Source organism: Stutzerimonas balearica DSM 6083, from assembly GCF_000818015.1.
GTDB classification, from domain to species: Bacteria; Pseudomonadota; Gammaproteobacteria; order Pseudomonadales; family Pseudomonadaceae; genus Stutzerimonas; species Stutzerimonas balearica.
Window position 1 is genome coordinate 15,749 of sequence record NZ_CP007511.1, and the last position, 26,268, is coordinate 42,016.

Annotated in this window: 28 protein-coding genes; 12 read left to right on the forward strand and 16 right to left on the reverse strand. The window is 67.2% G+C overall.

Going from position 1 to position 26,268, the window contains the following annotated elements:
• Nucleotides 1-17 precede the first annotated feature (17 nt).
• On the forward strand, nt 18-281 hold the full coding sequence (locus tag CL52_RS00065; protein ID WP_041110369.1) for a PilZ domain-containing protein: 264 nt from the start codon (nt 18-20) through the stop codon (nt 279-281).
• A gap of 7 nt (nt 282-288) precedes the next feature.
• On the opposite strand, the gene CL52_RS00070 is transcribed toward CL52_RS00065, so the two are convergent.
• The 9 genes from CL52_RS00070 to def form a co-directional block, all read right to left on the reverse strand.
• Nucleotides 289-606, reverse strand: a complete 318-nt coding sequence (locus tag CL52_RS00070) for a tetratricopeptide repeat protein (protein WP_041110371.1) — start codon at nt 604-606, stop codon at nt 289-291.
• A gap of 88 nt (nt 607-694) precedes the next feature.
• On the reverse strand, nt 695-1,507 hold the full coding sequence (gene ehuA, locus CL52_RS00075; protein ID WP_041110373.1) for an ectoine/hydroxyectoine ABC transporter ATP-binding protein EhuA: 813 nt from the start codon (nt 1,505-1,507) through the stop codon (nt 695-697).
• Entirely contained in the window at nt 1,507-2,163 is a 657-nt protein-coding gene (gene ehuD, locus CL52_RS00080; protein WP_041110374.1) for an ectoine/hydroxyectoine ABC transporter permease subunit EhuD, read from the reverse strand. The genes ehuA and ehuD overlap by 1 nt, the downstream gene beginning before the upstream one ends.
• Complete coding sequence (ehuC, locus tag CL52_RS00085) at nt 2,160-2,819, reverse strand: ectoine/hydroxyectoine ABC transporter permease subunit EhuC (RefSeq protein WP_043217696.1); 660 nt, start codon at nt 2,817-2,819, stop codon at nt 2,160-2,162. The genes ehuD and ehuC overlap by 4 nt, the downstream gene beginning before the upstream one ends.
• A gap of 133 nt (nt 2,820-2,952) precedes the next feature.
• The gene (gene ehuB, locus CL52_RS00090; protein ID WP_041110378.1) at nt 2,953-3,810 is read right to left on the reverse strand and encodes an ectoine/hydroxyectoine ABC transporter substrate-binding protein EhuB; all 858 of its coding nucleotides are present in this window, start codon (nt 3,808-3,810) and stop codon (nt 2,953-2,955) included.
• A 385-nt stretch (nt 3,811-4,195) separates the two neighbouring features.
• Nucleotides 4,196-5,569, reverse strand: a complete 1,374-nt coding sequence (gene trkA / locus CL52_RS00095) for a Trk system potassium transporter TrkA (RefSeq protein ID WP_041110380.1) — start codon at nt 5,567-5,569, stop codon at nt 4,196-4,198.
• The gene (rsmB, locus tag CL52_RS00100; RefSeq protein WP_043217698.1) at nt 5,566-6,930 is read right to left on the reverse strand and encodes a 16S rRNA (cytosine(967)-C(5))-methyltransferase RsmB; all 1,365 of its coding nucleotides are present in this window, start codon (nt 6,928-6,930) and stop codon (nt 5,566-5,568) included. The genes trkA and rsmB overlap by 4 nt, the downstream gene beginning before the upstream one ends.
• Nucleotides 6,927-7,859 (reverse strand): methionyl-tRNA formyltransferase, encoded by a 933-nt coding sequence (fmt, locus tag CL52_RS00105; protein WP_043217699.1) that lies wholly within the window; start codon nt 7,857-7,859, stop codon nt 6,927-6,929. Before fmt ends, rsmB begins: the two co-directional genes overlap by 4 nt.
• Before the next feature lie 54 nt (nt 7,860-7,913).
• Nucleotides 7,914-8,420 (reverse strand): peptide deformylase, encoded by a 507-nt coding sequence (gene def, locus CL52_RS00110; protein ID WP_041110386.1) that lies wholly within the window; start codon nt 8,418-8,420, stop codon nt 7,914-7,916.
• A gap of 147 nt (nt 8,421-8,567) precedes the next feature.
• On the opposite strand from def, the gene CL52_RS00115 reads away from it, so the two are divergent.
• The 3 genes from CL52_RS00115 to tsaC all read left to right on the forward strand — a co-directional run bounded on the left by CL52_RS00115 (nt 8,568) and on the right by tsaC (nt 11,387).
• Nucleotides 8,568-9,593, forward strand: a complete 1,026-nt coding sequence (locus CL52_RS00115) for a LysM peptidoglycan-binding domain-containing protein (RefSeq protein ID WP_043217700.1) — start codon at nt 8,568-8,570, stop codon at nt 9,591-9,593.
• An 80-nt stretch (nt 9,594-9,673) separates the two neighbouring features.
• Complete coding sequence (dprA, locus tag CL52_RS00120) at nt 9,674-10,768, forward strand: DNA-processing protein DprA (RefSeq protein WP_043217701.1); 1,095 nt, start codon at nt 9,674-9,676, stop codon at nt 10,766-10,768.
• A 61-nt stretch (nt 10,769-10,829) separates the two neighbouring features.
• A complete protein-coding gene (gene tsaC, locus CL52_RS00125) occupies nt 10,830-11,387 on the forward strand; it encodes an L-threonylcarbamoyladenylate synthase type 1 TsaC (RefSeq protein ID WP_041110392.1) in 558 nt (185 codons plus the stop codon).
• Between the two features lie 10 nt (nt 11,388-11,397).
• Here tsaC and CL52_RS00130 read toward each other — a convergent pair whose 3' ends face one another.
• Nucleotides 11,398-12,375, reverse strand: a complete 978-nt coding sequence (locus tag CL52_RS00130) for an NADPH:quinone reductase (protein ID WP_043217702.1) — start codon at nt 12,373-12,375, stop codon at nt 11,398-11,400.
• 141 nt (nt 12,376-12,516) lie between these two features.
• Here CL52_RS00130 and hemF point away from each other — a divergent pair, with 141 nt between their 5' ends.
• From hemF to aroE, 5 genes are all read left to right on the forward strand, one after another.
• The gene (hemF, locus tag CL52_RS00135) at nt 12,517-13,431 is read left to right on the forward strand and encodes an oxygen-dependent coproporphyrinogen oxidase (protein ID WP_041110396.1); all 915 of its coding nucleotides are present in this window, start codon (nt 12,517-12,519) and stop codon (nt 13,429-13,431) included.
• Between the two features lie 118 nt (nt 13,432-13,549).
• Nucleotides 13,550-13,939: a DUF2946 family protein gene (locus CL52_RS00140; protein WP_043217704.1), complete on the forward strand. Its 390-nt coding sequence runs from the start codon at nt 13,550-13,552 to the stop codon at nt 13,937-13,939.
• 154 nt (nt 13,940-14,093) lie between these two features.
• Nucleotides 14,094-16,094 carry a TonB-dependent receptor gene (locus CL52_RS00145; RefSeq protein ID WP_235366430.1) on the forward strand — a complete coding sequence of 667 codons (2,001 nt, stop codon included), beginning with the start codon at nt 14,094-14,096 and terminating at the stop codon, nt 16,092-16,094.
• Between the two features lie 5 nt (nt 16,095-16,099).
• Nucleotides 16,100-17,620, forward strand: a complete 1,521-nt coding sequence (locus tag CL52_RS00150) for a sodium:proline symporter (protein ID WP_043217705.1) — start codon at nt 16,100-16,102, stop codon at nt 17,618-17,620.
• A gap of 74 nt (nt 17,621-17,694) precedes the next feature.
• Nucleotides 17,695-18,516 (forward strand): shikimate dehydrogenase, encoded by an 822-nt coding sequence (gene aroE / locus CL52_RS00155; protein WP_043217706.1) that lies wholly within the window; start codon nt 17,695-17,697, stop codon nt 18,514-18,516.
• A 12-nt stretch (nt 18,517-18,528) separates the two neighbouring features.
• On the opposite strand, the gene CL52_RS00160 is transcribed toward aroE, so the two are convergent.
• Nucleotides 18,529-19,116 (reverse strand): NAD(P)-dependent oxidoreductase, encoded by a 588-nt coding sequence (locus CL52_RS00160; RefSeq protein ID WP_043217707.1) that lies wholly within the window; start codon nt 19,114-19,116, stop codon nt 18,529-18,531.
• Nucleotides 19,117-19,119: 3 nt separating this feature from the next.
• Nucleotides 19,120-19,431 (reverse strand): glycine zipper domain-containing protein, encoded by a 312-nt coding sequence (locus CL52_RS00165; protein ID WP_041110406.1) that lies wholly within the window; start codon nt 19,429-19,431, stop codon nt 19,120-19,122.
• A gap of 276 nt (nt 19,432-19,707) precedes the next feature.
• On the opposite strand from CL52_RS00165, the gene pbpG reads away from it, so the two are divergent.
• Nucleotides 19,708-20,625, forward strand: coding sequence for a D-alanyl-D-alanine endopeptidase (gene pbpG / locus CL52_RS00170; protein WP_041110475.1), 918 nt, complete (start codon nt 19,708-19,710; stop codon nt 20,623-20,625).
• Nucleotides 20,626-20,795: 170 nt separating this feature from the next.
• On the opposite strand, the gene CL52_RS00175 is transcribed toward pbpG, so the two are convergent.
• Together CL52_RS00175 and pgm are read right to left on the reverse strand one after the other, a co-directional pair.
• Nucleotides 20,796-21,122 carry a hypothetical protein gene (locus tag CL52_RS00175; protein ID WP_041110408.1) on the reverse strand — a complete coding sequence of 109 codons (327 nt, stop codon included), beginning with the start codon at nt 21,120-21,122 and terminating at the stop codon, nt 20,796-20,798.
• A gap of 195 nt (nt 21,123-21,317) precedes the next feature.
• Nucleotides 21,318-22,982, reverse strand: coding sequence for a phosphoglucomutase (alpha-D-glucose-1,6-bisphosphate-dependent) (gene pgm / locus CL52_RS00180; protein WP_043217709.1), 1,665 nt, complete (start codon nt 22,980-22,982; stop codon nt 21,318-21,320).
• A 240-nt stretch (nt 22,983-23,222) separates the two neighbouring features.
• On the opposite strand from pgm, the gene CL52_RS00185 reads away from it, so the two are divergent.
• The gene (locus tag CL52_RS00185; RefSeq protein ID WP_043217711.1) at nt 23,223-23,423 is read left to right on the forward strand and encodes a DUF2934 domain-containing protein; all 201 of its coding nucleotides are present in this window, start codon (nt 23,223-23,225) and stop codon (nt 23,421-23,423) included.
• Here CL52_RS00185 and CL52_RS00190 read toward each other — a convergent pair whose 3' ends face one another.
• Entirely contained in the window at nt 23,424-24,320 is an 897-nt protein-coding gene (locus CL52_RS00190) for a LysR substrate-binding domain-containing protein (RefSeq protein WP_043217713.1), read from the reverse strand. It lies immediately after the preceding gene.
• Between the two features lie 97 nt (nt 24,321-24,417).
• Between CL52_RS00190 and CL52_RS00195 the strand changes: the two genes are divergently transcribed.
• Nucleotides 24,418-25,614: an MFS transporter gene (locus tag CL52_RS00195; protein WP_043217715.1), complete on the forward strand. Its 1,197-nt coding sequence runs from the start codon at nt 24,418-24,420 to the stop codon at nt 25,612-25,614.
• Nucleotides 25,615-25,664: 50 nt separating this feature from the next.
• On the opposite strand, the gene CL52_RS00200 is transcribed toward CL52_RS00195, so the two are convergent.
• Nucleotides 25,665-26,195, reverse strand: a complete 531-nt coding sequence (locus CL52_RS00200) for a DUF421 domain-containing protein (protein WP_043217717.1) — start codon at nt 26,193-26,195, stop codon at nt 25,665-25,667.
• Between the last annotated feature and the right edge of the window lie 73 nt (nt 26,196-26,268).

Below are 26,268 nucleotides of genomic sequence, written 5' to 3' on the forward strand. Positions count from 1 at the left end.
CGACAAGGACGTTCAGCATGCACAACCTGCGAAAGCACCCGCGTACCCCGCTCAAGTGCCGGATCCGTGTCCGCCATGAATCTTTCGGTGAGCTGATCGGCCACACCCGCGACCTGTCCGATGGGGGCGTCTACATTCGTCATCCGGATCTGGCTGCGCTCGAGCCAGGCGCGATTCTCATCGGGCAGGTACAGGATCTGCCGGTGCCGGCGCCTGAGTTGGAGATGGTTGTCACTCGGGTGGACGCCGAAGGCGCCGGGCTGCGTTTCGTCGAGGGCTGAGCCCCGTTCAGTCGGGCGTCAGGCGCCCGAGGCGCTTGAGGAACACCGCCATTTCCCGTTCGGCCTGCTTGTCGCCCTGCTCCGCCGCGGCTGCGATGCCCTGCTCCCAGGCATGGCGCGCGCCGGCGCTGTCACCGGCGGCCTGCATGGCCTTGCCCAGCAGTTTCCAGGCCGCCGAGTAGCGCGGGTTCATTTCTACGCAGCGGCGCAGATGCTCGACGGCCTTGGCTGGTTGCTCGGCGTCCAGATAGCCCTTGCCCAGGCCGAAGCGCAGCATGGGATTGTCGATGCCTTGGGCGAGCATTTTTTCCAACGATTCGAGCATGGCGCACCTGCGATTCGACCCCGGGGCCTTTACTGTAGTGAAAAGCGCCCGATCGGCAAGCACTCATGCGCGAGGCGCATGCACGCGTTCAGTGCGCCTCGTTGACCGCGCTGAGAAATTCCCGGGTGCGCTCCTCCTGCGGATCGTTGAACAGGGCTTCTGGCGTGCCCTGTTCGTGGATGCGGCCCTGGTGGAAGAAGCACACCCTGTCGGCGAATTCGCGAGCGAAGCCCATCTGGTGGGTGACCATCAGCATGGTCAGGTTGTGCGCTTCGCCGAGCCGCCGGATCACATTGAGCACTTCGCCGCAGAGCTCCGGATCGAGGGCCGAGGTGACTTCGTCGAACAGCATCACCTGGGGACGCATCGCCAGTGCGCGGGCGATCGCCACACGCTGCTGCTGGCCGCCGGAGAGCTGCGACGGAAAGTGTTCGAGCTTGTCCTCCAGGCCGACCATGGCCAGCAACTCCACGGCGCGTTCACGAGCCTCGGCCTTCGACAGGCCGAGGACCTGAACCGGCGCCTCCATGACGTTGTGCAGCGCATCCATGTGCGGAAACAGGTTGAAGCTCTGGAACACCATGCCCACCTTGCCGCGCATGCGCCGCAGGTATCGACTGTTGGCGCGAACCAGCTCGCCGTTCGCGCCGGGCATGTGCGTCAGCGGCTCGCCATCGACTTCGATCACGCCGTCATCGATGTCCTCGAGCGTCATCAATACGCGTAGCAGGGTTGATTTGCCCGAACCGCTGGGACCGATGATGGCGACCTTCTCGCCCGCGGCGACTTCCAGATCAAGGTGGTCGAGCACGGTCAGCTCACCGTAGCGCTTGGTGACGCCGGCGAAGCGCACCATGGGTTGCGCCGCAGTATCGGCCGGTGCTTGTGGGGTGTCGTTCATCAGGCGAGCTCCATGCGTTTTTCCAGGCGGCGTACGAACCAGGCCAGACCCAGGCTGAGGATGAGAAAGAACACGCCGACCAGCGTGATCGGCTCCAGGTAGCGGAAGCTCTCCGAGCCGATGTTCTTGGCCCGCTGCATGATTTCCACCACCGTGATGGCCGACAGCACCGGTGTGTCCTTGAGGATCGAGATCAGGTAGTTGCCCAGCGCCGGCAGGACCGGGCGCAGCGCCTGCGGCAGGATGACGTCGCGATAGGCGGTCCACGGCGAGAGGTTGAGCGCGGTCACCGCTTCCCATTGCGCACGCGGCACGGCATCGAGGCCGGCGCGATATACCTCGGCGGTGTAACAGGCATAGTGCAGCGCAATGCCGAGGATGCCGGCCTGCAGCGCCGACAGGTGCAGCCCGTAGTTCGGCAGTACGTAGAAGAGGAAGTACACCTGGATCAGCAGCGGTGTGCTGCGGATGAATTCGATCAGCCCGGTGACCGGCCAGGCCAGCCAGCGCTGCCGGCTGCGGCGGCCGAGCGCGAGGAACAGGCCAAGCACCACGGCGATGGCGAAGCCGCCGAGGGCGATGCCCAGCGTCGCGAGCGAGGCGTCGAGCAGGCGCGGCAGGATCTGCCAGGCAAAGCTCCAGTCGAAGAAGTTCATGCCAGGCCTCCGCGTGTCTGCCCGCGTGCCAGGCGCCGATACAGCAGGCGCATGCAGGCGTTGATCAGCTGTGCCAGAACGAAATAGATCACCAGCGCCAGGCCGAAGATTTCCAGGGTCATCAGTGTCGCCTGGTCGAGCTGGCGGGCGCGGAAGGCCAGATCGGACAGAGTGATCAGCGACACCAGGGAGGTGTTTTTCAGCAGCTCGATGAGCAGGTTGGTGCCCGGCGGGATCGCGGCCAGCAGCGCCTGCGGCAGGATGATCCGCCGAAAGCGCGTCGCCGGGGTCATGTTCAGCGCATGGCAGGCCTCGTGTTGCCCGGGGTTGACCGAACGGATCGCCCCACGCAGCACCTCGGCTCCATACGCGCCGATGTTCAGGCCGAGGCCGACCACCGCGACGGTGAAGGCGCTCATCTCGATCTCGAAAGGCGGCATCGGCAGGACGAAGTACAGCCAGAACAGCTGCACGAGCAGGGACGAGCCGCGAAACACCTCGATATAGGCGATGGCCAGCCAGCGTAGCGGAGCAATGGGTGACAGGCGGCCAAAGGCGCCGATCAGCGCGCAGAAAATGGCCAGCAGCGAGCCCCAGAAGGTGACCTTTACGGTCACCCAGGCGCCCTGCAGGAGTAGCGGAAGCAAGTCGATCATGGCCGGTATCCGGTAGAGGCATCAGACGCACGACGCCCTTGGCCAGCGCACCTCGGCGTCGAGCGCCGCGGCGTCTGGCAAGGGCGTGATGAAGCGAGAGATCGGGAGGGCGGGACGCTGGCCCCGCCTACCGTTACTGGGCGCAGAGTTCCTCGGCCGTCTTGTCCGGCAGGTTGGACCGGTCGAAGCCGAAGGGCTTGACGGTCGCCAGGTGCTCTTCGCTGCCCAGCCACTGCTTGAGTTCGGCATTGACGGCATCGCGCAGCGCCTTGTCCTTCGGCCGGAACGCCAGCGCGCCGTAGCCGGCCCGGGCCGGGTCATCCTTGAAGTCGTCGATGGCTTCAACCTGGTCGCCGGCCTTGTCGGCCAGGCCACGCATGGTCAGCTGCGTACCGATTGCCGCATCGGCGCGGCCGGTCCGCACGGCCTGCAACTGCGAGGTGGTGTCGGGTACCTGGAGGATCTGCGCGTCCTTGATGCCGGCCTCGCGCGCATAGCCCAGGTTCACCGTGCCCGACATGATGGCGATCTTGACGTCGGGGTTGTTGGCGATGTCTTCGTAGCTGTGCAGGTTCTTCGGGTTGCCTTCGGCAACCAGCAGGGTGTCGAGCAGACGATAGTGCGGGTCGGTGAAGATCACCTGCTTGCAGCGTTCGGGTGTGATGTACATGCCGGCGGCGATCAGATCGAAGCGGCCGGCGCGCAGGCCCGGAATCAGCGAGCCCCATTCGGTCAGGACCGGCTTGATGGTTTCCACGCCCATGCGTTCGAAGATGTGCCGGACGATCTCCGGTGATTCGCCAGTGACCTTGCCGTCCAGTGCGGTGTAGGCGAACGGGGTTTCATTGGCGTAACCGATGCGGACGGAACTGTCCTGCTTGATGTCTTCCAGGGTATCGGCCTGTGTCTGGCTGCCGATCAGGATGCCCGCCAGTGCGGTGCAACCGATCAGTAACCGGCGGGTGTTTGACGGGATGATGCTGATCCTCATGGGAAGTTCTCCTGTTCCTTGTGAGACCCGCGAACGGATCGTTTTTCGTAGGAGGCGCTGTCTTCGTCGGGCTTAGAAAAGACCTCACTGGGTCAGTAAAGGTGCCTTTTCAGGCACCGTCGATAGCTTTCGATAATCGCAAGGAGGCGGTGCTGGTTTGCGACGATCCGCCTGGAGGGTACAAAAAAGCGCTCCTTATGTGAAATCAGGAGGCCAATTGAGACGAATGGATTCGAATCAGCCAGATCGTTGAAGCGGCATCGAAGGCCAGGAATCGCCGGCGTCGATTGAAGGAATTAAACCTGGCCCATCAGCCGCGCGCTATCGCGGCCAGCCGGGCGCCCGGCCCGCGGAGAGAACCCGGGCCGAGCAGCGCAGCGGTCGATCAGAAGAATGTGAGGCCGGCCTGGAACAGCCGTTCGACGTCGCGGATGTGGCGCTTGTCGGTGAGGAAGAGGATCACGTGGTCGCCGGACTCGATGAGGGTGTCATCGTGGGCGATCAGCACCTGCTCGTCGCGAATCACGGCGCCGATGGTGGTGCCCGGCGGCAGCGCGATCTTGCCGATGCGCCGGCCGACCACCTTGCTCGAACGCGCATCGCCGTGGGCCACCACCTCGATGGCCTCGGCGGCGCCGCGGCGCAGCGAGTGCGCGCTGACGATATCGCCGCGGCGGACGTGGGTCAGCAAGGTGCCGATGGTAGCCAGCTGCGGGCTGATCGCGATATCGATCTCGCCGCCCTGGATCAGGTCGACGTAAGCGGTGTTGTTGATGATGCACATCACCTTGCGCGCGCCCAGCCGCTTGGCCAGCAGCGACGACATGATGTTGGCTTCGTCGTCGTTGGTCAGCGCCAGGAACACGTCCGCTTCGTTGACGTTCTCTTCTTCGAGCAGGTCGCGATCCGACGCACTGCCCTGCAGGATGATGGTGCTGTCCAGGGTTTCCGAGAGGTAGCGGCAGCGCGCCGGATTCATCTCGATGATCTTCACCTGGTAGCGGCTCTCGATGGCCTCGGCCAGCCGCTCGCCGATGTGCCCGCCACCGGCGATGACGATGCGTTTGTAATTCTCGTCGAGCCGGCGCATCTCGCTCATCACGGCGCGGATGTGCCCGCGCGCGGCAATGAAGAACACCTCGTCGTCGGCTTCGATGACCGTGTCGCCCTGCGGCAGGATCGGGTGGTTGCGCCGGAAGATGGCAGCCACCCGGGTGTCGACGTTGGGCATGTGGTGGCGCAGCTGGCGCAGCTCCTGGCCGACCAGCGGGCCGCCGTAATAGGCGCGAACCGCGACCAGCTGGGCCTTGCCTTCGGCGAAATCGATCACCTGCAGGGAGCCGGGATGCTCGATCAGGCGCTTGATGTAGTTGGTCACCACCTGCTCGGGGCTGATCAGCACGTCGACCGGGATGGATTCGTTCTGGAACAGCCCGGAATGCACCAGGTAGGCCGATTCGCGCACGCGGGCGATCTTGGTCGGCGTGTGGAACAGGCTGTAGGCCACCTGGCAGGCGACCATGTTGGTTTCGTCGCTGTTGGTCACTGCCACCAGCATGTCGGCGTCGTCGGCGCCGGCCTGGCGCAGCACCGTGGGGAACGAGCCACGGCCCTGGATGGTGCGGATGTCGAGGCGGTCGCCCAGGTCGCGCAGGCGGTCGCCGTCGGTATCGACCACGGTGATGTCGTTGGCTTCGCTGGCCAGGTGTTCGGCCAGGGTGCCGCCGACCTGCCCGGCACCGAGAATGATGATCTTCAAGACAGGACTCCCGAAACGGCTTGTTCGCCCGCCCCTGCCTGCGGCCGGGCGCTGCGCGGCTGCGCGGCGATCTTGATCAGTTTGGCGTAGTAGAACCCATCGTGCCCGTCGGGCTGCGGCAGCAGCTGGCGGCCATGCGGCTGCGGTACGCCGAAGCCGGGCGGCAGGTCCAGCTCGCGGGCGCCAGGGGTGCGGGCAAGGAAACCGGCGATTACCTCGCGGTTTTCCTGCGGCATCACCGAGCAGGTGGCATACAGCAGCACGCCGCCAACGTCGAGCGTGGGCCAGAGCGCATCGAGCATCTCGCCCTGCAGGCGGGCCAGCACGGGGATGTCTTCGGCCTTGCGTGTCAGCTTGATGTCCGGATGCCGACGAATCACGCCGGTCGCCGAACAGGGCGCGTCGAGCAGAATGCGCTGCAACGGCTGGCCGTCCCACCAGGCCGCCGTATCGCGCGCGTCGGCGGCCACCAGCTGGGCCTCGAGGCGCAGACGCTGCAGGTTTTCGGCGACCCGCGCCAGGCGTCGGGGCTCGAGGTCCAGTGCGGTGAGTGCGGCCAGGCCCGGTTCGCGCTCGAGCAGGTGGCAGGTCTTGCCGCCCGGCGCGCAGCAGGCATCGAGCACGCGCTGGCCCGGAGCGAGGTCGAGCAGCCGTGCGGCCAGCTGCGCCGCTTCGTCCTGCACGCTGACGCGGCCTTCGGCGAAGCCGGGCAAGCGTTGCACGTCGAGAGCGCCCGCCAGGCGAACCCCGTCTTCGCTGAACGGGCAGGCAAAGGCTTCGATGCCAGCGGCCTGCAGCTCGGCAAGATAGCCGTCGCGGTCGGTCTGCCGACGGTTGACCCGCAGGGTCATCGGCGGGTGGGCATTGTTGGCCGCGCAGATGGCTTCCCACTGCTCGGGCCAGTTCGCCTTCAGGCTTTTCTGCAACCAGCGCGGGTGCGCCAGGCGGATCACCGGGTCGCGCTCAAGCTCGCCGAGCAGCGTCTGCCCTTCACGCTGGGCACGGCGCAGCACGGCATTGAGCAGGCCCTTGGCCCAGGGCTTTTTCAACTTGTCGACGCAGCCTACCGTTTCGCCGATCGCCGCGTGCGGCGGGATGCGGGTGTGCAGCAGCTGGTAGAGGCCCACCAGCAATAGCGCCTCGACGTCGCGGTCGGCGGCCTTGAACGGCTTCTGCAACAGCCGTTCGGCCAGGCCAGCCAGGCGCGGCTGCCAGCGGGCGGTGCCAAAGGCGAGCTCCTGGGTCAGGCCGCGATCGCGTGCATCGACCTTGTCGAGCACCTCCGGCAGGCTGCTGCCCAGCGAGGCTTTGCCGTTTAACACCGCAGCCAGTGCGCGAGCCGCTGCCAGGCGCGGATTCACTGGCCGAGCACCTGGCCGGGCGTGAACTGCTCGCGGCGGCTGTTGTACAGATCGGCGAAGTCCAGCGGCTTGCCACCGGGCAGTTGCAGGCGAGTCAGCTGCAGCGCGCCCGTGCCACAGGCAACGGTCAGGCCGTCCTTGCCAACCGCGAGGATACGGCCGGGCTCGCCCTGCCCCGGGGCCAGCCGCGCGGCATGCACTTTCAACACGTCACCGGCCAGGCTGCTGTGGCAGATCGGCCAGGGATTGAAGGCCCGGACCAGCCGCTCCAGCTCTGCGGCCGGGCGCTGCCAGTCGAGGCGCGCTTCGTCCTTGCTCAGCTTGTGTGCGTAGGTCGCGTGCGTATCGTCCTGCCGCTCGCCCGGCAGGGCGCCGGCCTGCAGCCGTGCGACCGCCTCGACGACGGCTTGCGCGCCGAGTGCGGCAAGACGGTCGTGCAGGCTGCCCCCGGTATCGCTCGGGCCGATCGGCGTGCTGACCTTCAGCAGCATCGGGCCGGTGTCTAGCCCGGCCTCCATCTGCATCACGGTGACCCCGCTCTCGCTGTCGCCGGCCTCGATCGCGCGCTGGATCGGCGCCGCACCGCGCCAGCGCGGCAGCAGCGAGGCGTGGCTGTTGATGCAGCCCAACCGTGGCGTATCGAGCACGGCCTGCGGCAGGATCAGGCCATAGGCGACGACCACCATCAGATCCGGCTGCAGTGCAGCCAGTGCGTGCTGGGCCTCGGCATCGCGCAGGGTCGCTGGTTGCATCACGGGGAGGCCATGCTGCAGGGCCAACTGTTTGACGGGGCTGGGCATCAGCTTCTGGCCGCGCCCGGCCGGACGGTCCGGCTGGGTGTAGACGGCCACCACCTGATAACCGGCCTGCAGCAAGGCTTCGAGATGCTGGGCGGCGAATTCGGGAGTGCCGGCAAAGACGATACGCATGGGAAACTCGCTAAGAAAAAGGCTTGCCGGAGCAAGCCTTTCGGGGTTCGAGAATCAAGCCTGCTGACGGTGCAGCTTTTCCAGCTTTTTCTTGATCCGGTCGCGCTTGAGATTGGACAGGTAATCGACGAACAGCTTGCCGTTGAGATGATCGCATTCGTGCTGAATGCACACCGCCAGCAGCCCTTCGGCGATCAGCTCGTACGGCTGGCCGTCGCGATCGAGCGCCTTGACCTTGACCTTCTGCGGACGGTCGACGTTCTCGTAGAAGCCCGGCACCGAAAGGCAGCCTTCCTGGTACTGGTCCATCTGGTCGGTCAGTGATTCGAACTCGGGGTTGATGAAGACCCGCGGCTCGCTCCTGTCCTCGGACAGGTCCATCACCACCACGCGCTTGTGCACATTGACCTGCGTCGCCGCCAGGCCGATGCCGGGGGCGTCGTACATGGTCTCGAACATGTCGTCGACCAGCTGGCGGATGGCGTCATCCACCACGTCCACCGGCTTGGCGATGGTACGCAGGCGCGGATCGGGAAACTCAAGGATGTTCAGAATGGCCATATGCGTTTGTGATGCACTTATGGAATAAAGTCAAAAGCCGCTGATAAGATGCCCGGCAGCTTTGAAACCGGCTACGCGCCGCGTTCTGCAAGGGTTTGCGGCGCTGGGGCGCCTCAGGCGAAGGCACATCATAAAGGGATTCACCATATGAGGAAATCACTACTCGCCCTGCTGCTGGTGGCCGCCAGCGGGTTCGCCCAGGCCGACGTCCAGCTCAGGGAAGGCTACCCGGAGCGTTACACGGTAGTGAAGGGCGATACCCTCTGGGACATCTCGGCGCGCTACCTGCGCGAGCCCTGGAAGTGGCCGGAGCTGTGGCACGCCAACCCGCAGATCGAAAATCCGCACCTGATCTATCCGGGCGACAGCCTGAGCCTGGTGTATATCGATGGCCAGCCGAAGCTGATGCTCAACCGCGGAGCCAGCCGCGGCACGATCAAACTGTCGCCGACCGTGCGTACCACGCCGATGGCCGAGGCGATCCCGACGATACCGCTGGAGCAGATCAACAGCTTTCTGCTGAGCAACCGCATCATCGACTCGCAGGCGCAGTTCGAGGCCGCGCCCTATATCGTCGCCGGCAATGCCGAGCGAGTGATCAGCGGCGCTGGCGACCGCATCTACGGCCGGGGCGATTTTTCCGCGAATATCCCGGTGTACGGGATTTTCCGTCAGGGCAAGCAATACACCGATCCGAAGACCGGCGAGTTCCTCGGCATCAATGCCGACGACGTCGGCACCGTCGAGGTCGTTCAGGTCGAGGGTGACATCGCCACGCTGCAGCTGACCCGTACCACGCAGGAAGCGCGCATCGGCGATCGGCTGTTCGCCAGCGAGGAGCGCGCGGTCAATTCGACCTTCATGCCCAGCGCGCCGAGCAGCGACATCGACGGCCTGATCATCGACGTTCCGCGCGGCGTGACGCAGATCGGCCAGCTGGATGTCGTAACGCTGAACAAGGGCATGCGCGACGGCCTCAAGGAAGGCAACGTGCTGGCCGTGTACAAGACCGGTGAGACGGTACGCGACCGGGTGACCGGCGAAAACGTCAAGGTGCCGGACGAGCGTGCCGGGCTGCTCATGGTGTTCCGTACCTACGACAAGCTCAGCTATGGCCTGGTATTGCAGGCCACCCGCTCACTGGCCGTGAACGACAAGCTGCGCAATCCCTGATCGATCCCCGAGCCCCGCTGATGCGGGGCTCGTACTTTAAAGGCCGGCAGGATGCCGGCCGTGGACAAGGACCGTCCCCCATGCCTCTCGTTTCCCCTGCCGAACTCGAGGCGCGTTTGCGCCTGCACCTGTTGCCCGATCTGGGCCCGCGACGACTGCGGCGCCTGCTCAGTGCCTTTCCCGATGCCTGTTCGGCGCTCAGCGCGCCGGCGGGTGCCTGGCGTGCCCTGGGTCTGCCGGCCAGCTGCGCCGAGCCGCGGCGCAGCGCCGAGATCCGCGAACGCGCCCGCGCTGCCCTCGCCTGGCTGGAGCAGCCGCAGCAGCAGCTGGTCGCCTGGGACGACCCCTGCTACCCCGCCCTGCTCGCCGAGCTGGCGGATGCGCCACCGCTGCTGTTCGTCGCCGGCGACCCGGGCCTGCTGGAAAGTCCGCAGCTGGCGATGGTCGGCAGCCGCCGGGCGTCGCGCCATGGTCTGGACAACGCCGCTGCCTTCGCCCGCAGCCTGGCCGGCGCGGGTTTCACCGTCACCAGCGGTCTTGCGCTGGGCATCGATGGAGCGGCCCATCAGGGCGCGCTCGATGTCGGCGGGCGAACGATCGCAGTGCTTGGCACCGGCCTGCAGCGACTCTATCCACAGCGACATGCGCGCCTGGCCGAAGCCATCGTGGCCGGCGGCGGCGCCCTGGTATCGGAGCTGCCGCTCGACTGCGCACCGCAGGCAAGCAATTTCCCGCGTCGCAATCGGATCATCAGCGGCCTGTCGCTCGGCGTGCTGGTTGTCGAGGCCAGCCCCTCCAGCGGTTCGCTGATCACCGCACGCTTGGCTGCCGAGCAGGGGCGCGAGGTCTATGCGATCCCCGGTTCGATCCACCACCCCGGTGCGCGTGGTTGCCATCAGCTGATCCGTGACGGCGCAACGCTGGTCGAAAGCGTGCAGGACGTCCTGCATGGACTACGCGGCTGGCAGCAGGTCAGTGCACCGTCGGTCACCGATGGCGGCGCCGGCAGCGGTCATCCGCTGCTGCAGCAGTTGCTCGCCGGGGCGATGACCAGCGAGGAACTGGCGATGGCGCTGGACCTGCCGCTGGGTGAGGTGCTGGCTCAACTGACGGAGCTGGAAATCGACGACCGCGTCGTCAGCGAGAATGGCCTCTGGTCGGCACGGCGGTGCTGAAGCTGCAGGCAGCACGGGGCTTGGCTAAACTGCTGCGATTTTTTTGCGAGCGGGGGCGGCAATGGTGGGCGATTGGCGGTTGCAGCAGGTGGCACACGTGGTCCGGCAGGGGGGCGTAATCGCCTATCCGACCGAAGCGGTGTGGGGGGTGGGCTGCGACCCCTGGGACAGCGAGGCGGTCTACCACCTGCTGGATCTCAAGCAGCGCCCGGTGGAGAAAGGCCTGATCCTCGTCGCCGACTGCATGGAGCGCTTCGATTTCCTGCTGCAGGACCTGCCCGACGATTGGCTGCGACGTTTGGCCAACAGCTGGCCGGGGCCCAATACCTGGCTGGTGCCGCACCAGGACCGCTTGCCGCCGTGGATCACCGGCCGCCACGACAGCGTGGCGCTGCGGGTGACCGATCACCCGCTGGTGGCACGGCTGTGCGCGCTGACCGGGCCGCTGGTATCGACCTCGGCAAACCCGGCCGGCCGGCCCGCGGCCCGCAGCGCCTTGCGTGTGCGGCAGTACTTCGGCGACCGGCTGGACTACGTCTTTTGCGGCCCGCTCGGCGGCCGGCGCAACCCCAGCCTGATCCGCGATCTGCGCACCGGCACGGTGGTACGCCCCGGCTAGCGGTGCCCGTTCAAGGCAGCAGAATGGTCGAGCCGACCGTTGCCCGGCCGGCCAGTTGCCGTTGTGCTTCGGCGGCCTCGGCAAGCGGGTAGCGCTGGCCGATCTCGACGTGCAGGTGGCCGCTGGCAATCATCTCGAACAGCTCGTCGGCCATGGCCTGCAGGCGCTCGGGGGTATCGGCGTAACCGGCCAGCGTCGGACGGGTGACATACAGCGACCCCTTCTGCGCGAGGATGCCAAGGTTGACGCCGCTGACCGCCCCCGACGCGTTGCCGAAACTCACCAGCAACCCGCGCGGGGCGACGCAATCCAGCGAAATGTCCCAGGTGTCCTTGCCTACCGAGTCATAGACCACCGGGCACTTCTTGCCGTCGGTCAGTTCGAGCACGCGTTGCACCACGTCTTCCCGGCTGCGGTCGATGGTCGCCCAGGCCCCCAGTGACTTGGCCCGTTCGGCCTTTTCCGCGGAACCGACCACGCCGATCAGCCTGGCCCCCAGCGCCTTGGCCCATTGGCAGGCGATCGAGCCCACGCCGCCAGCGGCGGCATGGAACAGCAGCGTCTCGCCGGGCTGCACCGCATGGGTCTGGCGCAACAGGTACTGGGTGGTCAGCCCCTTGAGCATCACTGCGGCGGCTTGCTCGAAGCTGATCGCGTCGGGTAGCCGGACCAGATGGCGGGCCGGCAGGCAATGATGCTCGCCGTAGGCGCCCAGCGGCCCGGTGGCATAGGCGACGCGGTCGCCGACGCGCAGGTGCTCGACGTCCGCGCCGACCGCTTCGATCACGCCGGCGCCCTCGGTGCCCAGCCCCGACGGCAAGGCGGGCGGGGCATAGAGCCCGGTGCGGAAATAGGTGTCGATGAAGTTCAGGCCAACGGCGTGGTTGCGGACCAGCACTTCGCCGGCGCCTGGCACGGCCGGGCTGGCCTCGACCAGCTGAAGGACTTCCGGTCCGCCATGCTGGCTGAATTGGATGCGCTTGCTCATATCGACTCCGACAGGTGGGTAAGCGGCTATCGAACCCGTCCCGGCCTGCTTTCGTCAATCGCCCGGATGCTATGCTTGCCGACCCGATTCGCTCCCGCACTGCCCTGCCTGGCTGTGCGGCCCAGGCATGGTGCTCTACCCGTGAACGAACAGATCGAAGCCGTCAAAGCCTATCTGCTGGACCTGCAGGACCGCATCTGCGCTGCGCTGGAAACCGAAGACGGCAGTGCCCGTTTCGCCGAGGACGCCTGGACACGCCCGGCCGGTGGCGGCGGGCGCACCCGGGTGATCGAGAACGGTGCGCTCATCGAGAAAGGCGGCGTCAACTTCTCTCACGTGTTTGGCGCCGGGCTGCCGCCTTCGGCCAGTGCGCACCGGCCGGAACTCGCCGGGCGCGGCTTTCAGGCGCTCGGTGTGTCGCTGGTGATCCATCCGGAAAATCCCTACGTGCCGACCTCGCACGCCAATGTGCGTTTCTTCATTGCGGAAAAGGATGGCGAAGCGCCCGTCTGGTGGTTCGGCGGTGGCTTCGATCTGACCCCTTACTACGGCAACGAAGAGGACTGCGTGCACTGGCATCGCGTCGCCCATGACGCCTGCGCGCCCTTCGGCGGCGACGTCTATCCGCGCTTCAAGCAATGGTGCGACCGCTACTTCTACCTCAAGCACCGTGCCGAACCACGCGGCATCGGCGGCCTGTTCTTCGACGATCTGAACGAATGGGATTTCGACACCAGCTTCGCCTTCATGCGTGCCGTCGGCGATGCCTATCTGGAGGCCTACCTGCCGATCCTCCAGCGGCGCAAGCACCTGCCCTATGGTGAGCGCGAGCGCGAGTTCCAGCAGCTGCGCCGCGGCCGCTACGTCGAGTACAACCTGGTCTATGACCGCGGCACCCTGTTCGGCCTGCAATCGGGCGGGCGCACCGAATCCATCCTCATGTCGCTGCCGCCGGTGGTGCGCTGGGGCTACGACAAGCACCCCGAGCCGGGCACGCCCGAGGCGCGCTTGACCGAATACTTCCTTCAGGAGCGCGACTGGCTGCAGGAGCGGTAACGCCGGCGGGCTTGAATCGGGTGCAATCAAGAATGATTCTTGAGCTCGCTCAATTCTTTTTCATGTCGATGCTCAATACCATGCGCCCCATCGCCAACTGCGATGTGCCCGACTGCCGATGAAGCACCACCGATTCCCCGCCTGGCTGGCCAGTCTGGCCCTGCTGCTGCACCTGCTGAGCATGTCGCTCGCCGGTGCGTGGCCGGCCGACAGCGGCCGCCTGCTCGAGCACGGTGATCGCACGTCACTGGCACAAGGCGAGGCGCATCCAGGGCACGCGGCGCACGCCGCAGCGGGTAGCCACGAACAGCCGCACGCCGGCCACGGCGGAATGCCGCCCTGTTGCTGCACCGGTGCCATGGGCCTCGCCGCCCTGCCTGTGGCCTCGCCCCCCGTCCTGCCGGCCACAGCCAGGCGCACCTATGCGCGGGCCGAACGGCACAGTGCCTGGCCGTCACCCCGCGAACGCTGGCCGGCGCTCAACCCGCGCGCCTCGCCGCTCGCCTAACGCCTGCCGGCGTCTTCCCTGCCTGCACACCCGAACGCCCACGTCGCCAGTCGATGGCGTGTGCGCCTGCCGACGGCTGCCTGCCGCGGCCTGCCTGTTGCACAAGGAAACTGCGAGATGTTCTACCACCCTGCGCCGCGCGCCGCGCGCCGCGCTGCCCTGCCTGCTTGCCTGCGCCCTGCTCGGCGTCCACTCCACCTCGGCTTCGGCCGATACTGCCCTGTCGCTGGGCAGCAGTACCGTCATCGCCAACCCGTCCAGCGGCAGCCTGCCGACCAGCAGCGTGATCAGCTCGGTCGACCTGCTGGGCAGCGACATCCTCGAGCAGCAGCCGGTGCTCTACAGCTGGGAGCTGTTCCGCCGCGCGCCGGGGGTGATGCTCACCGAATTCGGCCAGGGCACCACCTCCGGCAAGCTGTCCTTTCGTGGCTTCAACGGCGAGGGCGAGGTCAACGCGGTCAAGCTGCTGATCGACGGCATCCCGAGCAACAGCAACGACGGCAACATGCCCTACCTGGACATGCTGTTTCCGCTGGAGATCGACGGCATCGAGGTGGTGCGTGGCACCAACGACCCGCGCTACGGCCTGTACAACATCGCCGGTAACGTCGCCGTGCAGTCGCGCATCGGTGGCGACTACGGCAAGGCGCGGCTGCGCTACGGCAGCTACGACACCCAGGAGCTGCAGCTGGCCAAGGGCATCGAAAGCGGCAACTGGACGCAGAACTACTTCATCGGCCAGCAGAAGAGCGATGGCTACCGCGACCATGCCGGCAGCGAGCGCAGCAGCCTGTCCGGCAAATGGTTCTACACGCCGGATGCCGGCAACTGGCGCCTGGGCCTGATCGCCCGGCACTACGAGGCCGAGGCCGACGAACCGGGTTACCTCTCCCGTGAGGATGCGCGGCACTCGCCACGCCAGTCCTACGCGCTGTCGTCCAGTGACATGGGCGAGCGGCGCATGAACCAGCTCAGCCTGCATCTGGACAGCCAGCTGGCGGCCGATCTGTCGTGGGCCACCAAGGTCTGGCTCAACACCCTGGACGACGATCGCTGGGTGCGCTTTTCCTTGGCCGCACCGCAACAGCGGCGCTTCACCGAAGAGAAGCACTACGGCGCACGCACCGCGCTGACCTACCGCCCGGACGTGTCCTGGCTATACGACCTGGCCCTCGAAGGTGGGCTCGACACCGAGCAGCAGCGCAACCGCAGCGAGCGCTACACCACCGTCGAGCGCCAGGTCGTGACCCAGACCCGCGACCAGCGCTTCGACTACGACAGCTACGGCGCCTACCTGCAGGCGGTGATCCAGCCGGTCGAGTCGCTGAAGATCATCCCGGCGTTTCGCGTCGATCGCATCGAGGGCGACTTCACCGACGAGCTGAGTGGCAACGATTACGCCATCAACGACTACGGCAGCATCGAGCAGCCGAAGATCAGCCTGATCTACACCCCCGTCGAGCAGTTGAGCCTGTATGGCAACTGGGGGCGGACCTTCCAGATCGGCACTGGCGCAGCCGCCTACAAGGTGCCGCCACGCACCGCGGACTTGTCGCCGTCGATCAATGATGGCTGGGAGACCGGTATCAAGTTCAACCCCGTACCCTGGCTCGACGGCCGTATCGCCTATTGGGAGCAGGTGGCGTCCGACGAGGTCCGGCGCCGGCTCAACGATCCCAGTGGCGAGTCGGAGAACCTCGGCCAGACCCGTCGCTGGGGTTATGACGCCCAGCTCAATCTCTACCCCACTGCCGAGCTCAGCCTGTGGCTGGCGCATTCCTGGCAGTTCTCCGAGATCGAGAAAGCCGACCCGAGCCTGCCGGCGAGCCAGGGCCAGCAGATCGACCACGTGCCGCAGCGGCTGTACTCGGCCGGCAGCACCTACCAGGCGACGCCGGACCTGCAGCTCAGCGCCTGGCTCAACGGCCAGACCGATTACTACCTCGAGCGCGAGAACACCCAGGGCCGATACGGCGGCTACGTGCTGCTCAACCTGGGCGCCAGCTACCAGCTGACCGAGCAGCTGGCCGTCGACCTGCAGCTGAAGAACCTCACTGACCGCTACTACGAGTACGTCTGGTACGACGGTGCCGAGACCTTGCATGCGCCGGGTGATGGCCGCTCGCTGTATGCCGCCGTGACCCTGGACCTCTGAGCCGCATGAAGCGCTATCTGTACCTCGCACACCGCTGGCTCGGCATCGCCCTGGGGCTGTTCGTCCTGGCCTGGATCGTCAGCGGCGTGGTGATGCTCTTCGTCGGCTACCCCAAGTTGACGCCAGAGGAGCACCTTTCACGCTTGCAGCCGCTAAGCGCCGATTGCTGCATCGCGCCGGGTGTGGCGCTTGCCGCCAGTGGCGATCCGCGCACCCCGCTCAGCCTGCGCCTGACCGGTGCCGGTGGCTCGCCGCGCTATCTGCTGGACTACGGCGACGGGCCGCTGCTGGCGGTAGACGCACGCAGCGGCAAGCGCATCCAGCACATCGGCGCTGCCGAGGCCCTGGCCAGCGCGCGGCAGTTCGCCGGTGCCGAGGTGCGCTTGCTCGACCGGGTCGAAGAGGATGCCTGGACGCGCAATCATGCGCTGGCCCGCGAGCGACCGCTGTATCGCTTGCAGGCCGACGATGGCGAAGGGCGTCTGCTCTACGTTTCCAGCCACACCGGGCTGGTGGTGCGCGACGCCACGGCCCATGAGCGATCCTGGAACCTGCTTGGCGCCTGGCTGCACTGGCTCTACCCATTGCGTGAAGTCATGCCGAAGGCGCTCTGGTCGGTGGCATTGGTCTACGGTGCGTTGCTCGCCGCGGTGCTGGCGCTGCTGGGCATGCTGATCGGCCTGCTGCGCTGGCGCTTCACCGGGCGCTACCGCAACGGCTCGCACTCGCCCTACCCGGCCGGCGCCAGCCGCGTGCACCACGTCGGCGGTCTGCTGATCGGCGTGGCGCTGCTGGTCTGGCTGGTCAGCGGCATGCTGTCGATGGAGCCTTGGGGGCTGTTCGAGAAACGTTCGACCATCGACGCCGCCGCGCTCAGAAGCGCGCCGCTGAACGCTGGGGCGGTTAAGACGGGCCTTGTCTCTACGCTGGCCCGGTTGCGCGAGGCGGGTATCGCGCCGGTGGAACTGCAGTGGCAGGTGTTCGGCGATCAGCCCTACCTGCTCGGCATCGATGCCAGGGGCGAAACGCGCATCCTGCGCGCCAGCGGTTCCGCGCCGGCACAGCTGCGCCTGGAACGCGCGGTGCTGGAGCGCCAGGTCCGTCAGACCTGGCCGGAGCAGCGGCTGCACTTCGATTGGCTGGAGCAGGAAGACTTCCACTACTACGCCCGCAACGAACCAAGCCTCTACAGCCATCTACCGCGACGGCTGCCGATGCTGCGGGTGCGTTTCGACGATCCGGCGTCGACCTGGCTGCATCTCGATCCCTACAGCGGCACCGTCATCGAACAGTTGGATCAGCGCCGGCGTGCCGTTCGCTGGGTGTTCAAGCTGCTGCACAGCTGGGACTGGCTGCCCTTGCTGCAACGGCCGCTGCTGCGCGACGGCCTGCTGCTGGCCTTCAGTGCGGGTGCGCTGGTGATCAGCCTGAGCGGCGTGCTGCTGGGCTGGCGACGGTTAAGGCGCCGTCGCCAGCGGCCCGGCCGGTCAGGCGCGGCGGCCTGCCGGCGTGCGGCCGATGCCTGACGGTTGCACGACGCTGGCAGCCGCTGGCAAAAAACTGCAAGCTTCCGGCTTTTGCCTTCCAGCTGAGGACTCCCATGGACCGCTACGGTGTATTCGGCAACCCGATCGGCCACAGCAAGTCGCCGCAGATCCACCGTCTGTTCGCCGAGCAGACCGGCCAGGCGTTGACCTACGAGGCGGTGCTCGCGCCGTTGGACGGCTTCGCCGAAGCGGCCCGGGCGTTCTTCGTCGAAGGCCGCGGCGCCAATGTCACGGTGCCGTTCAAGGAGCAGGCCTGGCGCCTGGCCGACGATCTGACCGAGCGGGCTCGTTGCGCCGGCGCAGTGAATACCCTGAAGAAACTCGATGATGGCCGCCTGTTGGGCGACAACACCGACGGCATCGGCCTGGTCAACGACCTGACCGCCAATGCCGGCGTCGAACTCCAGGGCCGGCGCATCCTCCTGCTGGGTGCGGGCGGTGCGGTGCGCGGCGTGCTGGAGCCATTGCTGGCACAGCGCCCGGCGGCATTGGTGATCGCCAACCGCACGCCGGCGCGGGCACAGGCGCTGGCCACCGAGTTCGCCGCGCGCGGCCCGGTGTCGGCGGTGGCGTTCGCCGACTTGCAGGGGCCCTTCGATGTCATCGTCAACGGCACCTCGGCGAGCCTGGGTGGCGAGCTGCCACCGCTGGCCGACGAGCTGGTCGAGGCCGGCCGGACGTTCTGCTACGACATGATGTACGGCGCCGAACCGACGCCCTTCTGCCGCTGGGCCAGCCGGCTCGGCGCGCAGTGCCGCGACGGCCTGGGCATGCTCGTCGAGCAGGCGGCTGCCGCCTTTTTGCTGTGGCGCGGCGTACGGCCTGACACCGCGGCCGTGCAAGCCGAACTGCGGCGACAGCTGCAGGCGTCCTGAAGGCGGCTCGCCTCAGAGACGGAAGTGGATGCGCTCGCGCAGGTGACGCGGCTGCTCCAGTTCGTCGACGATGCCCGCGGCCAGCCGGCGCAGTGACTCATGTTGCGTGTCGTCGCTGGCGCGAGCCAGGTCTTCGATGCTCAGCCCCGGTTCGCTGTGCTCGGCATCGATCAGCGTCCAGCGCAGCGGCGTGGCGGTCAGCTGCTGCAAGCCGCGCTGCACCGACGGGTCCTGCTCGATCCGCGGGAAGTCGGCGACCAGCAGCAGCCGGTCGACGTTCACCCTTGGCAAGCCACTCAGCAAGGCGGCCAGCGCCTGCTCGAAGCCCTGCGGCGAGGCCGGGCTGCTCGGCAGCCGGTCGGCATTGAACAGGCAGAGCACCGCATCCATGCCGGCCACGCTCTCACTCACGCTGATCGGGTCGTACAGATCCGCCGGCTTGGTGCGCAAGCCCGGGCGTGCGGTCAGCGAGTTGAGATCGTCGAGCAGGGCAACCGCCTCGTGCTGCCGGCTGAGCAGCTCGACCAACAGGGCGCTGCCCAGGCTGCAATGCGCGCCATAGAGCGCGAACTTCAGGCGCGGCGTTTCGGCGTTGCGCATGGTTCAGCGCCGCGTGACCAGGTAACCGATCAGCGCGAAGGCGCCGGCCGCGAGCGCCGCAGTCGCCAACGGATGCTGGCGGGCGCATTCCTTGGCCATGCGCCCGGCGTCGTGGCTGCGGCGGGAGAGCTCGGCGCAATGTTCGTCCCAGTGCGCGTCCTGCCAGAGCGCTTCGGCACGCGAGCGCAGGCTGCCGAGGCCATGGCGCGATTCACGCGCGGCGTCGTGCTTGAGTTTGTCCAGGGCGCGGACCAGGTTGTCGATCTCGTGCTGGATGTCTTCGCGGGTGGTCGGTGTATGGCTGAAGCGGGACATGGCGGGTACCTCCCCTGATAAACCTGTCTGTTGGACTGCTGCGGTCGTTGAAGGTGCAATCGCGGTGCTGCGACCACGGGCCGCCGTTGCGCCAGACGGTCGTTCGCTTCGGCAGGCCTCTTCTACACTCTAGTAGGCCGGCGGCGCGTCGCCGACGCCGTGAGCGCTTTGCCGCGTGTGAGCGACGCCAAGTCGGACGGGCTTTTCCGTATACTGCGGCGCCGCGCTTCAGGCGCCGCCCCACTCCCCTCTCTCTTGCCCAAATCGGTGAATGCAGTGAAGTTTCGCCACACAATGTTCGGCCTGTTGCTGGCCTGCAGCAGCATGGTGCTGGCCCCCGCCAGCTTCGCGGCGCCCAAGGCCGCGGCCACCCAGGAACTGGCTTCGGGCAGCGCACTGCTGGTCGACCTGAAGACGAACGAAGTGCTCTATTCGAGCAACCCCGGCCTGGTCGTGCCGATTGCCTCGGTGACCAAGCTGATGACCGCCATGGTGGTGCTCGACGCCAAGCTGCCGCTCGACGAAGTGTTGCCGATCACCATCCGCGAAGTACCGGAGATGCGCGGCGTGTTCTCGCGCGTGCGCATCGGCAGCGAGGTCAGCCGGCGCGAGATGCTGCTGATGACGCTGATGTCCTCGGAGAACCGCGCCGCGGCCAGCCTGGCGCACCACTACCCCGGTGGCTACAGCGCCTTCATCCAGGCAATGAACGCCAAGGCGCGTGCGCTGGGCATGCGCGACACCCGCTACGTCGAGCCGACCGGCCTGTCGGAGCAGAACGTGTCGAGCGCCAACGACCTGGTCAAGCTGCTGCGCGCAAGCCAGAACTACCCGTTGCTGAGCCAGTTCAGCTCGACCCGCGAGAAGACCGTGGCCTTCCGCAAGCCCAGCTACACCCTGGGCTTTCGCAACACCAATGCCCTGGTGCGCAAGCCCAACTGGGACATCCAACTGACCAAGACCGGCTTCACCAACGCCGCCGGCCATTGTCTGGTGATGCGCACCCGCATGAACGGCCGGCCGGTGGCCTTCGTGGTGCTCGATGCGTTCGGCAAGTACACCCACATGGCCGATGCCAATCGCCTGAAGAAGTGGATCGAGACCGGCACCATTACCCCCGTGCCAGCGGCGGCGCTGGCCTACAAGCAGCAGAAGATGGCGCAGCGCCAGGGCCTGTTGCAGGCGGCGCAGTAAGCGTTACATCGGCAGTGCTCGCCGCCGTGTGGCCGCGAGCACTGCCAACGCTTGACGAGTGGGGATAGGCTTGATGGCGAAGCGGGCAGCCTGCGCGGCTGCCCTCGGTCGTCCGGCTCGCCGGTGTTCCTGCCGGCGCCAGCGCTACCGGCCGGTCAGGTGAGTGCTGTTCAGATGCCGCCGAGCCGCTGCACGGTAAGGAAGAACACCAACAGCACGCTGTTGATCGCCCAGGCGGCGGTCAGCAGTCGGGCCATGTCGCCGTAGAGCCTGTTGCGCACGTTATCGGCGCACAGCCAGATCTCCCCGATGATCCACGCCGTGTAGCCGAGGATCAGGCCGAACATCATCAGGTTGGTACTCAGCGAAGCGCCGTTGAAGTAGCCGAACAGGGCCATGCCCCAGAGCACCTGGCTGGGGATCACCCCGTAGAGCCAGAACACCACGCCCAGCGGGCGCTTGATCATCATGAAAGCCAGCGGAGAAGACGATTTCATGGCTGCGATCCTCCTTGGGAAAGCCGGGCGCCGCGACTGCGAGCGGCTGTTGCAGCGGGCCGGCGGCCCGGTGCGCTTGCCTTCAATCTAGTCCTCGCCAGGGTGCGGCGCAATGTCGCGTCGGACGAACGTGTGCAAATGTTTCAGCCGCACGAGCCGAGTCCGCACGCGCCGTGCCCGGCGAACCCGCCGGGATCAGCCGGCCAGCACCGAGTCCACCAGCGCCTTGGCCTCGGCCTGGATGCGCGCCAGGTGCGCTTCGCCCTCGAAGCTCTCGGCGTAGATCTTGTACACGTCCTCGGTGCCGGACGGCCGCGCGGCGAACCAGCCGTTCGCCGTTTCCACCTTCAGCCCGCCGATGGCTGCGCCGTTGCCCGGTGCCTCGGTGAGGATGCGCGTGATCGGCTGGCCGGCCAGCTCCTTCGCCGAGACCTGCGAGGCCGACAGTTTGCCCAGGCGTGCCTTCTGCTCGCGATTGGCCGCGGCGTCGATGCGCTGGTACACCGGCGCGCCGAAGCGGTCGGTCAGCGCCCTGTAGCGTTCGCTCGGGTCCTTGCCGGTGACTGCGGTGATTTCCGCGGCCAGCAGGCCGAGGATCAGCCCGTCCTTGTCGGTGGACCAGGCGCCGCCCCTCTTGTCGAGGAACGAAGCGCCGGCCGACTCCTCACCGCCGAAGCCCAGGCTGCCATCCATCAGGCCGTCGACGAACCACTTGAAGCCCACCGGTACCTCCACCAGACGGCGGTCGATGCCGGCGGCAACACGGTCGATCATCGACGAAGACACCAGCGTCTTGCCGATGCCGGCCTCGGCGCTCCAGCCCGGGCGATGGGTGAACAGATACTCGATGGCCACCGCCAGGTAATGGTTGGGGTTCATCAGCCCGCCGGAGCGGGTGACGATGCCGTGGCGGTCGTGGTCGGTGTCGCAGGCGAAGGCCACGTCGAAGCGGTCCTTGTTCTCGATCAGCCCGGCCATGGCGTGCGGCGAGCTGCAGTCCATGCGGATCTTGCCGTCCCAGTCCAGGCGCATGAAGCGGAAGGTCGGGTCGACCACCGTGGACAGCACCTCCAGCGGCAGGCCGAAGCGCTCGGCGATGCGCGGCCAATAGTGCACACCGGCGCCGCCCAGCGGGTCGACAGCGAACTTCAGGCCCGAGCCGCGGATGGCGTCGAGGTCGATCACCCGCTCGAGCCCGCCGACATAGGCGTCGATGAAATCGAAGCGCTGGGTGGTGGCGGCCTTGAGCGCCTGGCGGTAATCCATGCGCTTGACGCCATCGAGACCGGCGACCAGCAGCGCATTGGCGCGTTCCTGAATCCACTTGGTCACGCCGGTGTCGGCCGGGCCGCCATTGGTGGGGTTGTACTTGAAGCCGCCATCGCCCGGCGGGTTGTGCGACGGCGTGATGACGATGCCGTCGGCCAGCCCGCTCGCGCGGCCGCGGTTGTAGCTGAGGATCGCGTTGGAGATCGCCGGGGTCGGGGTATAGCCCGGCTCGCCGCCGGTTTCCGGGCAACCGGCGTCGATGCACGTCTCGATGCCGTTGGCCGCCAGCACTTCCAGTGCCGAGACGAACGCCGGCTCGGACAGCGCATGGGTGTCCATGCCCATGAACAGCGGGCCGTCGATGCCTTCCTGGCGGCGGTAATCGCAGATCGCCTGGGTGGTGGCGAGGATGTGCCACTCGTTGAAGCTGCCCTTGAGCGAGGAACCGCGGTGCCCGGAGGTGCCGAATGCCACTTGCTGCGCCGGGTCGGACGGGTCCGGCCGGTCGCTGTAGTAGCGCGCCACCAGGCGCGGCAGGTGGGTCAGGCTGTGCGGGTCGGGCAGGCGTCCGGCGTTGGGGGCGAGGCTCATGGGGCGGTCCTTTCTCGAAGTGACGATGCGCCGGCCCTCCGGGCCGGTTGCGGTGCGAATGAAACGCCAGTCGGCGTCGTTTATCCAGAGCTAAGACCGCGGCGATCGTCGCGGTTCCCCAGCCGCCCTGCCCAGCGCGGTGGGCAGCCTGTGCCTACGCCCGTCGTGCGGCCGGAACCTGGCCCGCCGCCCCCTGCTCTGCTGCTTGAGCACCCCGCTCATGCCAACCGGAGAGCAGCCATGAACGTTGAACAACGCATCCGCCAGCACGCCTACGAGATCTGGGAATCCGAAGGCCGCCCCGAGGGCCAGGAAGCCGACCACTGGCAGCGCGCCCGCGACGAGATCGAGCCCTTCTACAAGGAAGGCAACGCCGAGGCCGGCAGCATCGAAAGCAGCGTCGCCATTCCCATGCCGCGTTCGGGCGATGGCGAGCGATAGCTAGCGCGCCGGGCTGCCCAGGCGTTCGCCGAGGTAGTCGAGAAAGCAGGTGATGCGCGAGGCCAGCGCGGTGTTGCGGTAGTACACCGCGTTGATCGGCTGGCGCACGTCGACGCGCTGCGCGGCGAGCACTTCCACCAGAGCGCCGCGCGCGCGATCACCGGCGGTCATGAAATCCGACAGGCAGGCCAGCCCTTCGCCGGCCAGCGCCAGCGCGCGCACGGTATCGCCGCTGGAGGCCCGCAGCGCCGGGCTGATCCGCCAGCTTTCGCCCTGTGCGTGCCGCAGTGGCCAGTCGTTGAGGCTGTCCGGCTCGGTGAAGCCGATCAGGCTGTGCGCGGCGAGCGCCTCGACCTGCTGCGGCGTGCCATGCCGGGCCAGGTAGGCCGGGCTGGCCAGCACACGGCGCAGGGTGTGGCACAGCGGCCGCGCATGCAGGCTGGAATCGGGCAGCGGGCCGAGGCGAATGGCCAGGTCGGTGCGCCGCTCCAGCAGGTCGATGATGCGGTCGTCGCTGTACAGCTCCAGCTCGATCTGTGGATAGCGCGCACGGAAATCGCCGATCAGCGGCACGATCACGTGCAGCATGAACGGCGCGGCGGTATTGACCCGCAACCGCCCGGCCGGCGCCTGGCGCCGCAGCGCCATCTGCTCCTCGGCCTGCTCGACGCTGGCGAGGATACGGCGCGCCTGGGCGAGAAACACCTCGCCCTCCTCGGTCAGCTCCAGACGCCGCGTGGTGCGCCGCAGCAGGGTCACCGCGAGCTTGTCTTCCAGGCGGCTCAAGGCGCGGCTGATACCGGACGCGGTCTGCTGCAGCTGCTCGGCCGCGGCGCTGAACGAGCCGCTGTCGACCACGCTGACAAAGGCCTGCATTTCCTCGAGGCTGGTCTTCATTGTTGAGCCCAAGTCAAATGTGTTTGGCGGATTGGCCGGTTTTTCCGCAGGAGTGTGGCTTCGATACTGCGCGCCTTCAACAGACCCGGAGCCAATCATGCCCCTTGCCCTGCTTGCGCTGACGCTCAGCGCGTTTGCCATCGGCACCACGGAATTCGTCATCGTCGGCCTGCTACCCACCATCGCCAGCGACCTCGGCGTCGCCCTGCCCTCGGCCGGCCTGCTGGTCAGCCTCTATGCGCTCGGCGTGGCGGTCGGCGCGCCGCTGCTCACCGCGCTGACCGGCCGTCTGCCGCGCAAGGCGCTGCTGCTCGGCCTGATGCTGCTGTTCACCGCCGGTAACCTGTTGGCCTGGCAGGCACCAGGCTACGAATCGCTGGTGTTGGCGCGCATCGTCACCGGCCTCGCCCATGGCGTGTTCTTCTCCATCGGCTCGACCATCGCCACCAATCTGGTGCCGAAGGAAAAGGCTGCCAGCGCCATCGCCACCATGTTCACCGGCCTCACCGTGGCCCTGGTCACCGGCGTGCCGCTGGGCACCTTCATCGGCCAGCACTTCGGCTGGCGCGAGACCTTTCTGGCGGTGTCCGCCCTCGGTGTGCTGGCCTTTGTCGGCAGCCTGCTGTTCGTGCCGCGCGGCATTCGACACAGCCCGCCGGCATCGCTGTTGACCCAGCTTGGCGTGCTCCGCCAGCCGCGCCTGCTGCTGGTGTACGCGATGACCGCCCTCGGCTACGGCGGCAGCTTCACCGCCTTTACCTTTCTCGCCCCGATCCTGCAGGACATCAGCGGCTTCAGCGCCAACGCGGTGAGCCTGGTGTTGCTGGTCTATGGCGTATCGGTGGCGGTCGGCAATATCTGGGGCGGCAAGCTGGCCGACCGCCGCGGGCCGATCGGCGCGCTGAAGCTGATCTTCGTCCTGCTCGCCGCCGTTCTGCTGGTGCTGACCTTCACTGCCGGCAACCCCTGGCTGGCCCTGGCGACCGTACTGCTCTGGGGCGCCGTCGCCTTCGGCAACGTGCCGGGGCTGCAGCTCTATGTCGTGCGGCAGGCCGAGCGTTACAGCCCGCAGGCGGTGGACGTCGCCTCGGGCCTGAACATCGCCGCGTTCAACCTCGGCATTGCCGGCGGCGCCTGGCTGGGCGGGCATATCGTCGCCGGGCTCGGCCTGATCCACACCGCCTGGATCGGTGCGCTGGTGGTGCTGCTGGCACTCGCATTGACCGCCTGGGCCGGTCGCCTCGACCGGCATGGCCCTGCCGAAGCGGCGCCGGACGGCGCCTGGGCCGGCTGATCGGCCGCCTTTTCGCCAAGCAGGTGACAGGTGAGTAGCGCATCGGCGCCCTACTCGCCCGCGCCCGGCACCTTCACCCCGGCCAGCGCGGAGCGCCCGCCACCGGCGGCCGCGGAGATGACGCTGAAACTGCCATCGGTCTCCAGCACCACGGCCTCGATGCCCTCCAGCGACGCCGAGCCGCTGGCGCGCACCGCCGCACGTACCTCCGCCTCGGCCACCCGCGCCTTGCGCAACGCCTCGCCGAGAAAGCGGCCCCGGTAGAACAGCAGCGCCGGCTCGCCGGTGACCAGTTTGCGCACCCAGGCCACCCGCACGCTGGACCAGGTCACCGCGTACTGCAACGCGATCAGCGACGCCAGCGCCAGCACGCCCTGCGCCAGCGACACCTCGCGGCTCAGCAGAATGGTCGCAAAGGTCGACCCCAGCGCCACGGTGACGACCAGATCGAAGGCATTCATCTTCGACAACGTCCGCCGCCCCGAAACGCGCAACAACAGCACCAGGCTGACATAGGCCAGCACGCCCACCACCAGCGTGCGAATCAGCGTCGTTGCGCTACTGAAAAACATGCCTTCCACGATCACCTCCGCAACACAATAAAATATCTATCCACTTTTTCAACGATGGAATAATATCCCAAGCGATAGCAAT

Bases quoted from the DNA above. Each gene is read 5' to 3' on its own strand.
- CL52_RS00065 (WP_041110369.1), top strand. From the start codon at position 18: ATGCACAACCTGCGAAAGCACCCGCGTACCCCGCTCAAGTGCCGGATC.
- CL52_RS00070 (WP_041110371.1), bottom strand. From the start codon at position 606: ATGCTCGAATCGTTGGAAAAAATGCTCGCCCAAGGCATCGACAATCCC.
- ehuA (WP_041110373.1), bottom strand. From the start codon at position 1,507: ATGAACGACACCCCACAAGCACCGGCCGATACTGCGGCGCAACCCATG.
- ehuD (WP_041110374.1), bottom strand. From the start codon at position 2,163: ATGAACTTCTTCGACTGGAGCTTTGCCTGGCAGATCCTGCCGCGCCTG.
- ehuC (WP_043217696.1), bottom strand. From the start codon at position 2,819: ATGATCGACTTGCTTCCGCTACTCCTGCAGGGCGCCTGGGTGACCGTA.
- ehuB (WP_041110378.1), bottom strand. From the start codon at position 3,810: ATGAGGATCAGCATCATCCCGTCAAACACCCGCCGGTTACTGATCGGT.
- fmt (WP_043217699.1), bottom strand. From the start codon at position 7,859: ATGCGTATCGTCTTTGCCGGCACTCCCGAATTCGCCGCCCAGCATCTC.
- def (WP_041110386.1), bottom strand. From the start codon at position 8,420: ATGGCCATTCTGAACATCCTTGAGTTTCCCGATCCGCGCCTGCGTACC.
- CL52_RS00115 (WP_043217700.1), top strand. From the start codon at position 8,568: ATGAGGAAATCACTACTCGCCCTGCTGCTGGTGGCCGCCAGCGGGTTC.
- dprA (WP_043217701.1), top strand. From the start codon at position 9,674: ATGCCTCTCGTTTCCCCTGCCGAACTCGAGGCGCGTTTGCGCCTGCAC.
- tsaC (WP_041110392.1), top strand. From the start codon at position 10,830: ATGGTGGGCGATTGGCGGTTGCAGCAGGTGGCACACGTGGTCCGGCAG.
- CL52_RS00130 (WP_043217702.1), bottom strand. From the start codon at position 12,375: ATGAGCAAGCGCATCCAATTCAGCCAGCATGGCGGACCGGAAGTCCTT.
- CL52_RS00140 (WP_043217704.1), top strand. From the start codon at position 13,550: ATGAAGCACCACCGATTCCCCGCCTGGCTGGCCAGTCTGGCCCTGCTG.
- CL52_RS00150 (WP_043217705.1), top strand. From the start codon at position 16,100: ATGAAGCGCTATCTGTACCTCGCACACCGCTGGCTCGGCATCGCCCTG.
- aroE (WP_043217706.1), top strand. From the start codon at position 17,695: ATGGACCGCTACGGTGTATTCGGCAACCCGATCGGCCACAGCAAGTCG.
- CL52_RS00160 (WP_043217707.1), bottom strand. From the start codon at position 19,116: ATGCGCAACGCCGAAACGCCGCGCCTGAAGTTCGCGCTCTATGGCGCG.
- CL52_RS00165 (WP_041110406.1), bottom strand. From the start codon at position 19,431: ATGTCCCGCTTCAGCCATACACCGACCACCCGCGAAGACATCCAGCAC.
- CL52_RS00175 (WP_041110408.1), bottom strand. From the start codon at position 21,122: ATGAAATCGTCTTCTCCGCTGGCTTTCATGATGATCAAGCGCCCGCTG.
- pgm (WP_043217709.1), bottom strand. From the start codon at position 22,982: ATGAGCCTCGCCCCCAACGCCGGACGCCTGCCCGACCCGCACAGCCTG.
- CL52_RS00185 (WP_043217711.1), top strand. From the start codon at position 23,223: ATGAACGTTGAACAACGCATCCGCCAGCACGCCTACGAGATCTGGGAA.
- CL52_RS00190 (WP_043217713.1), bottom strand. From the start codon at position 24,320: ATGAAGACCAGCCTCGAGGAAATGCAGGCCTTTGTCAGCGTGGTCGAC.
- CL52_RS00195 (WP_043217715.1), top strand. From the start codon at position 24,418: ATGCCCCTTGCCCTGCTTGCGCTGACGCTCAGCGCGTTTGCCATCGGC.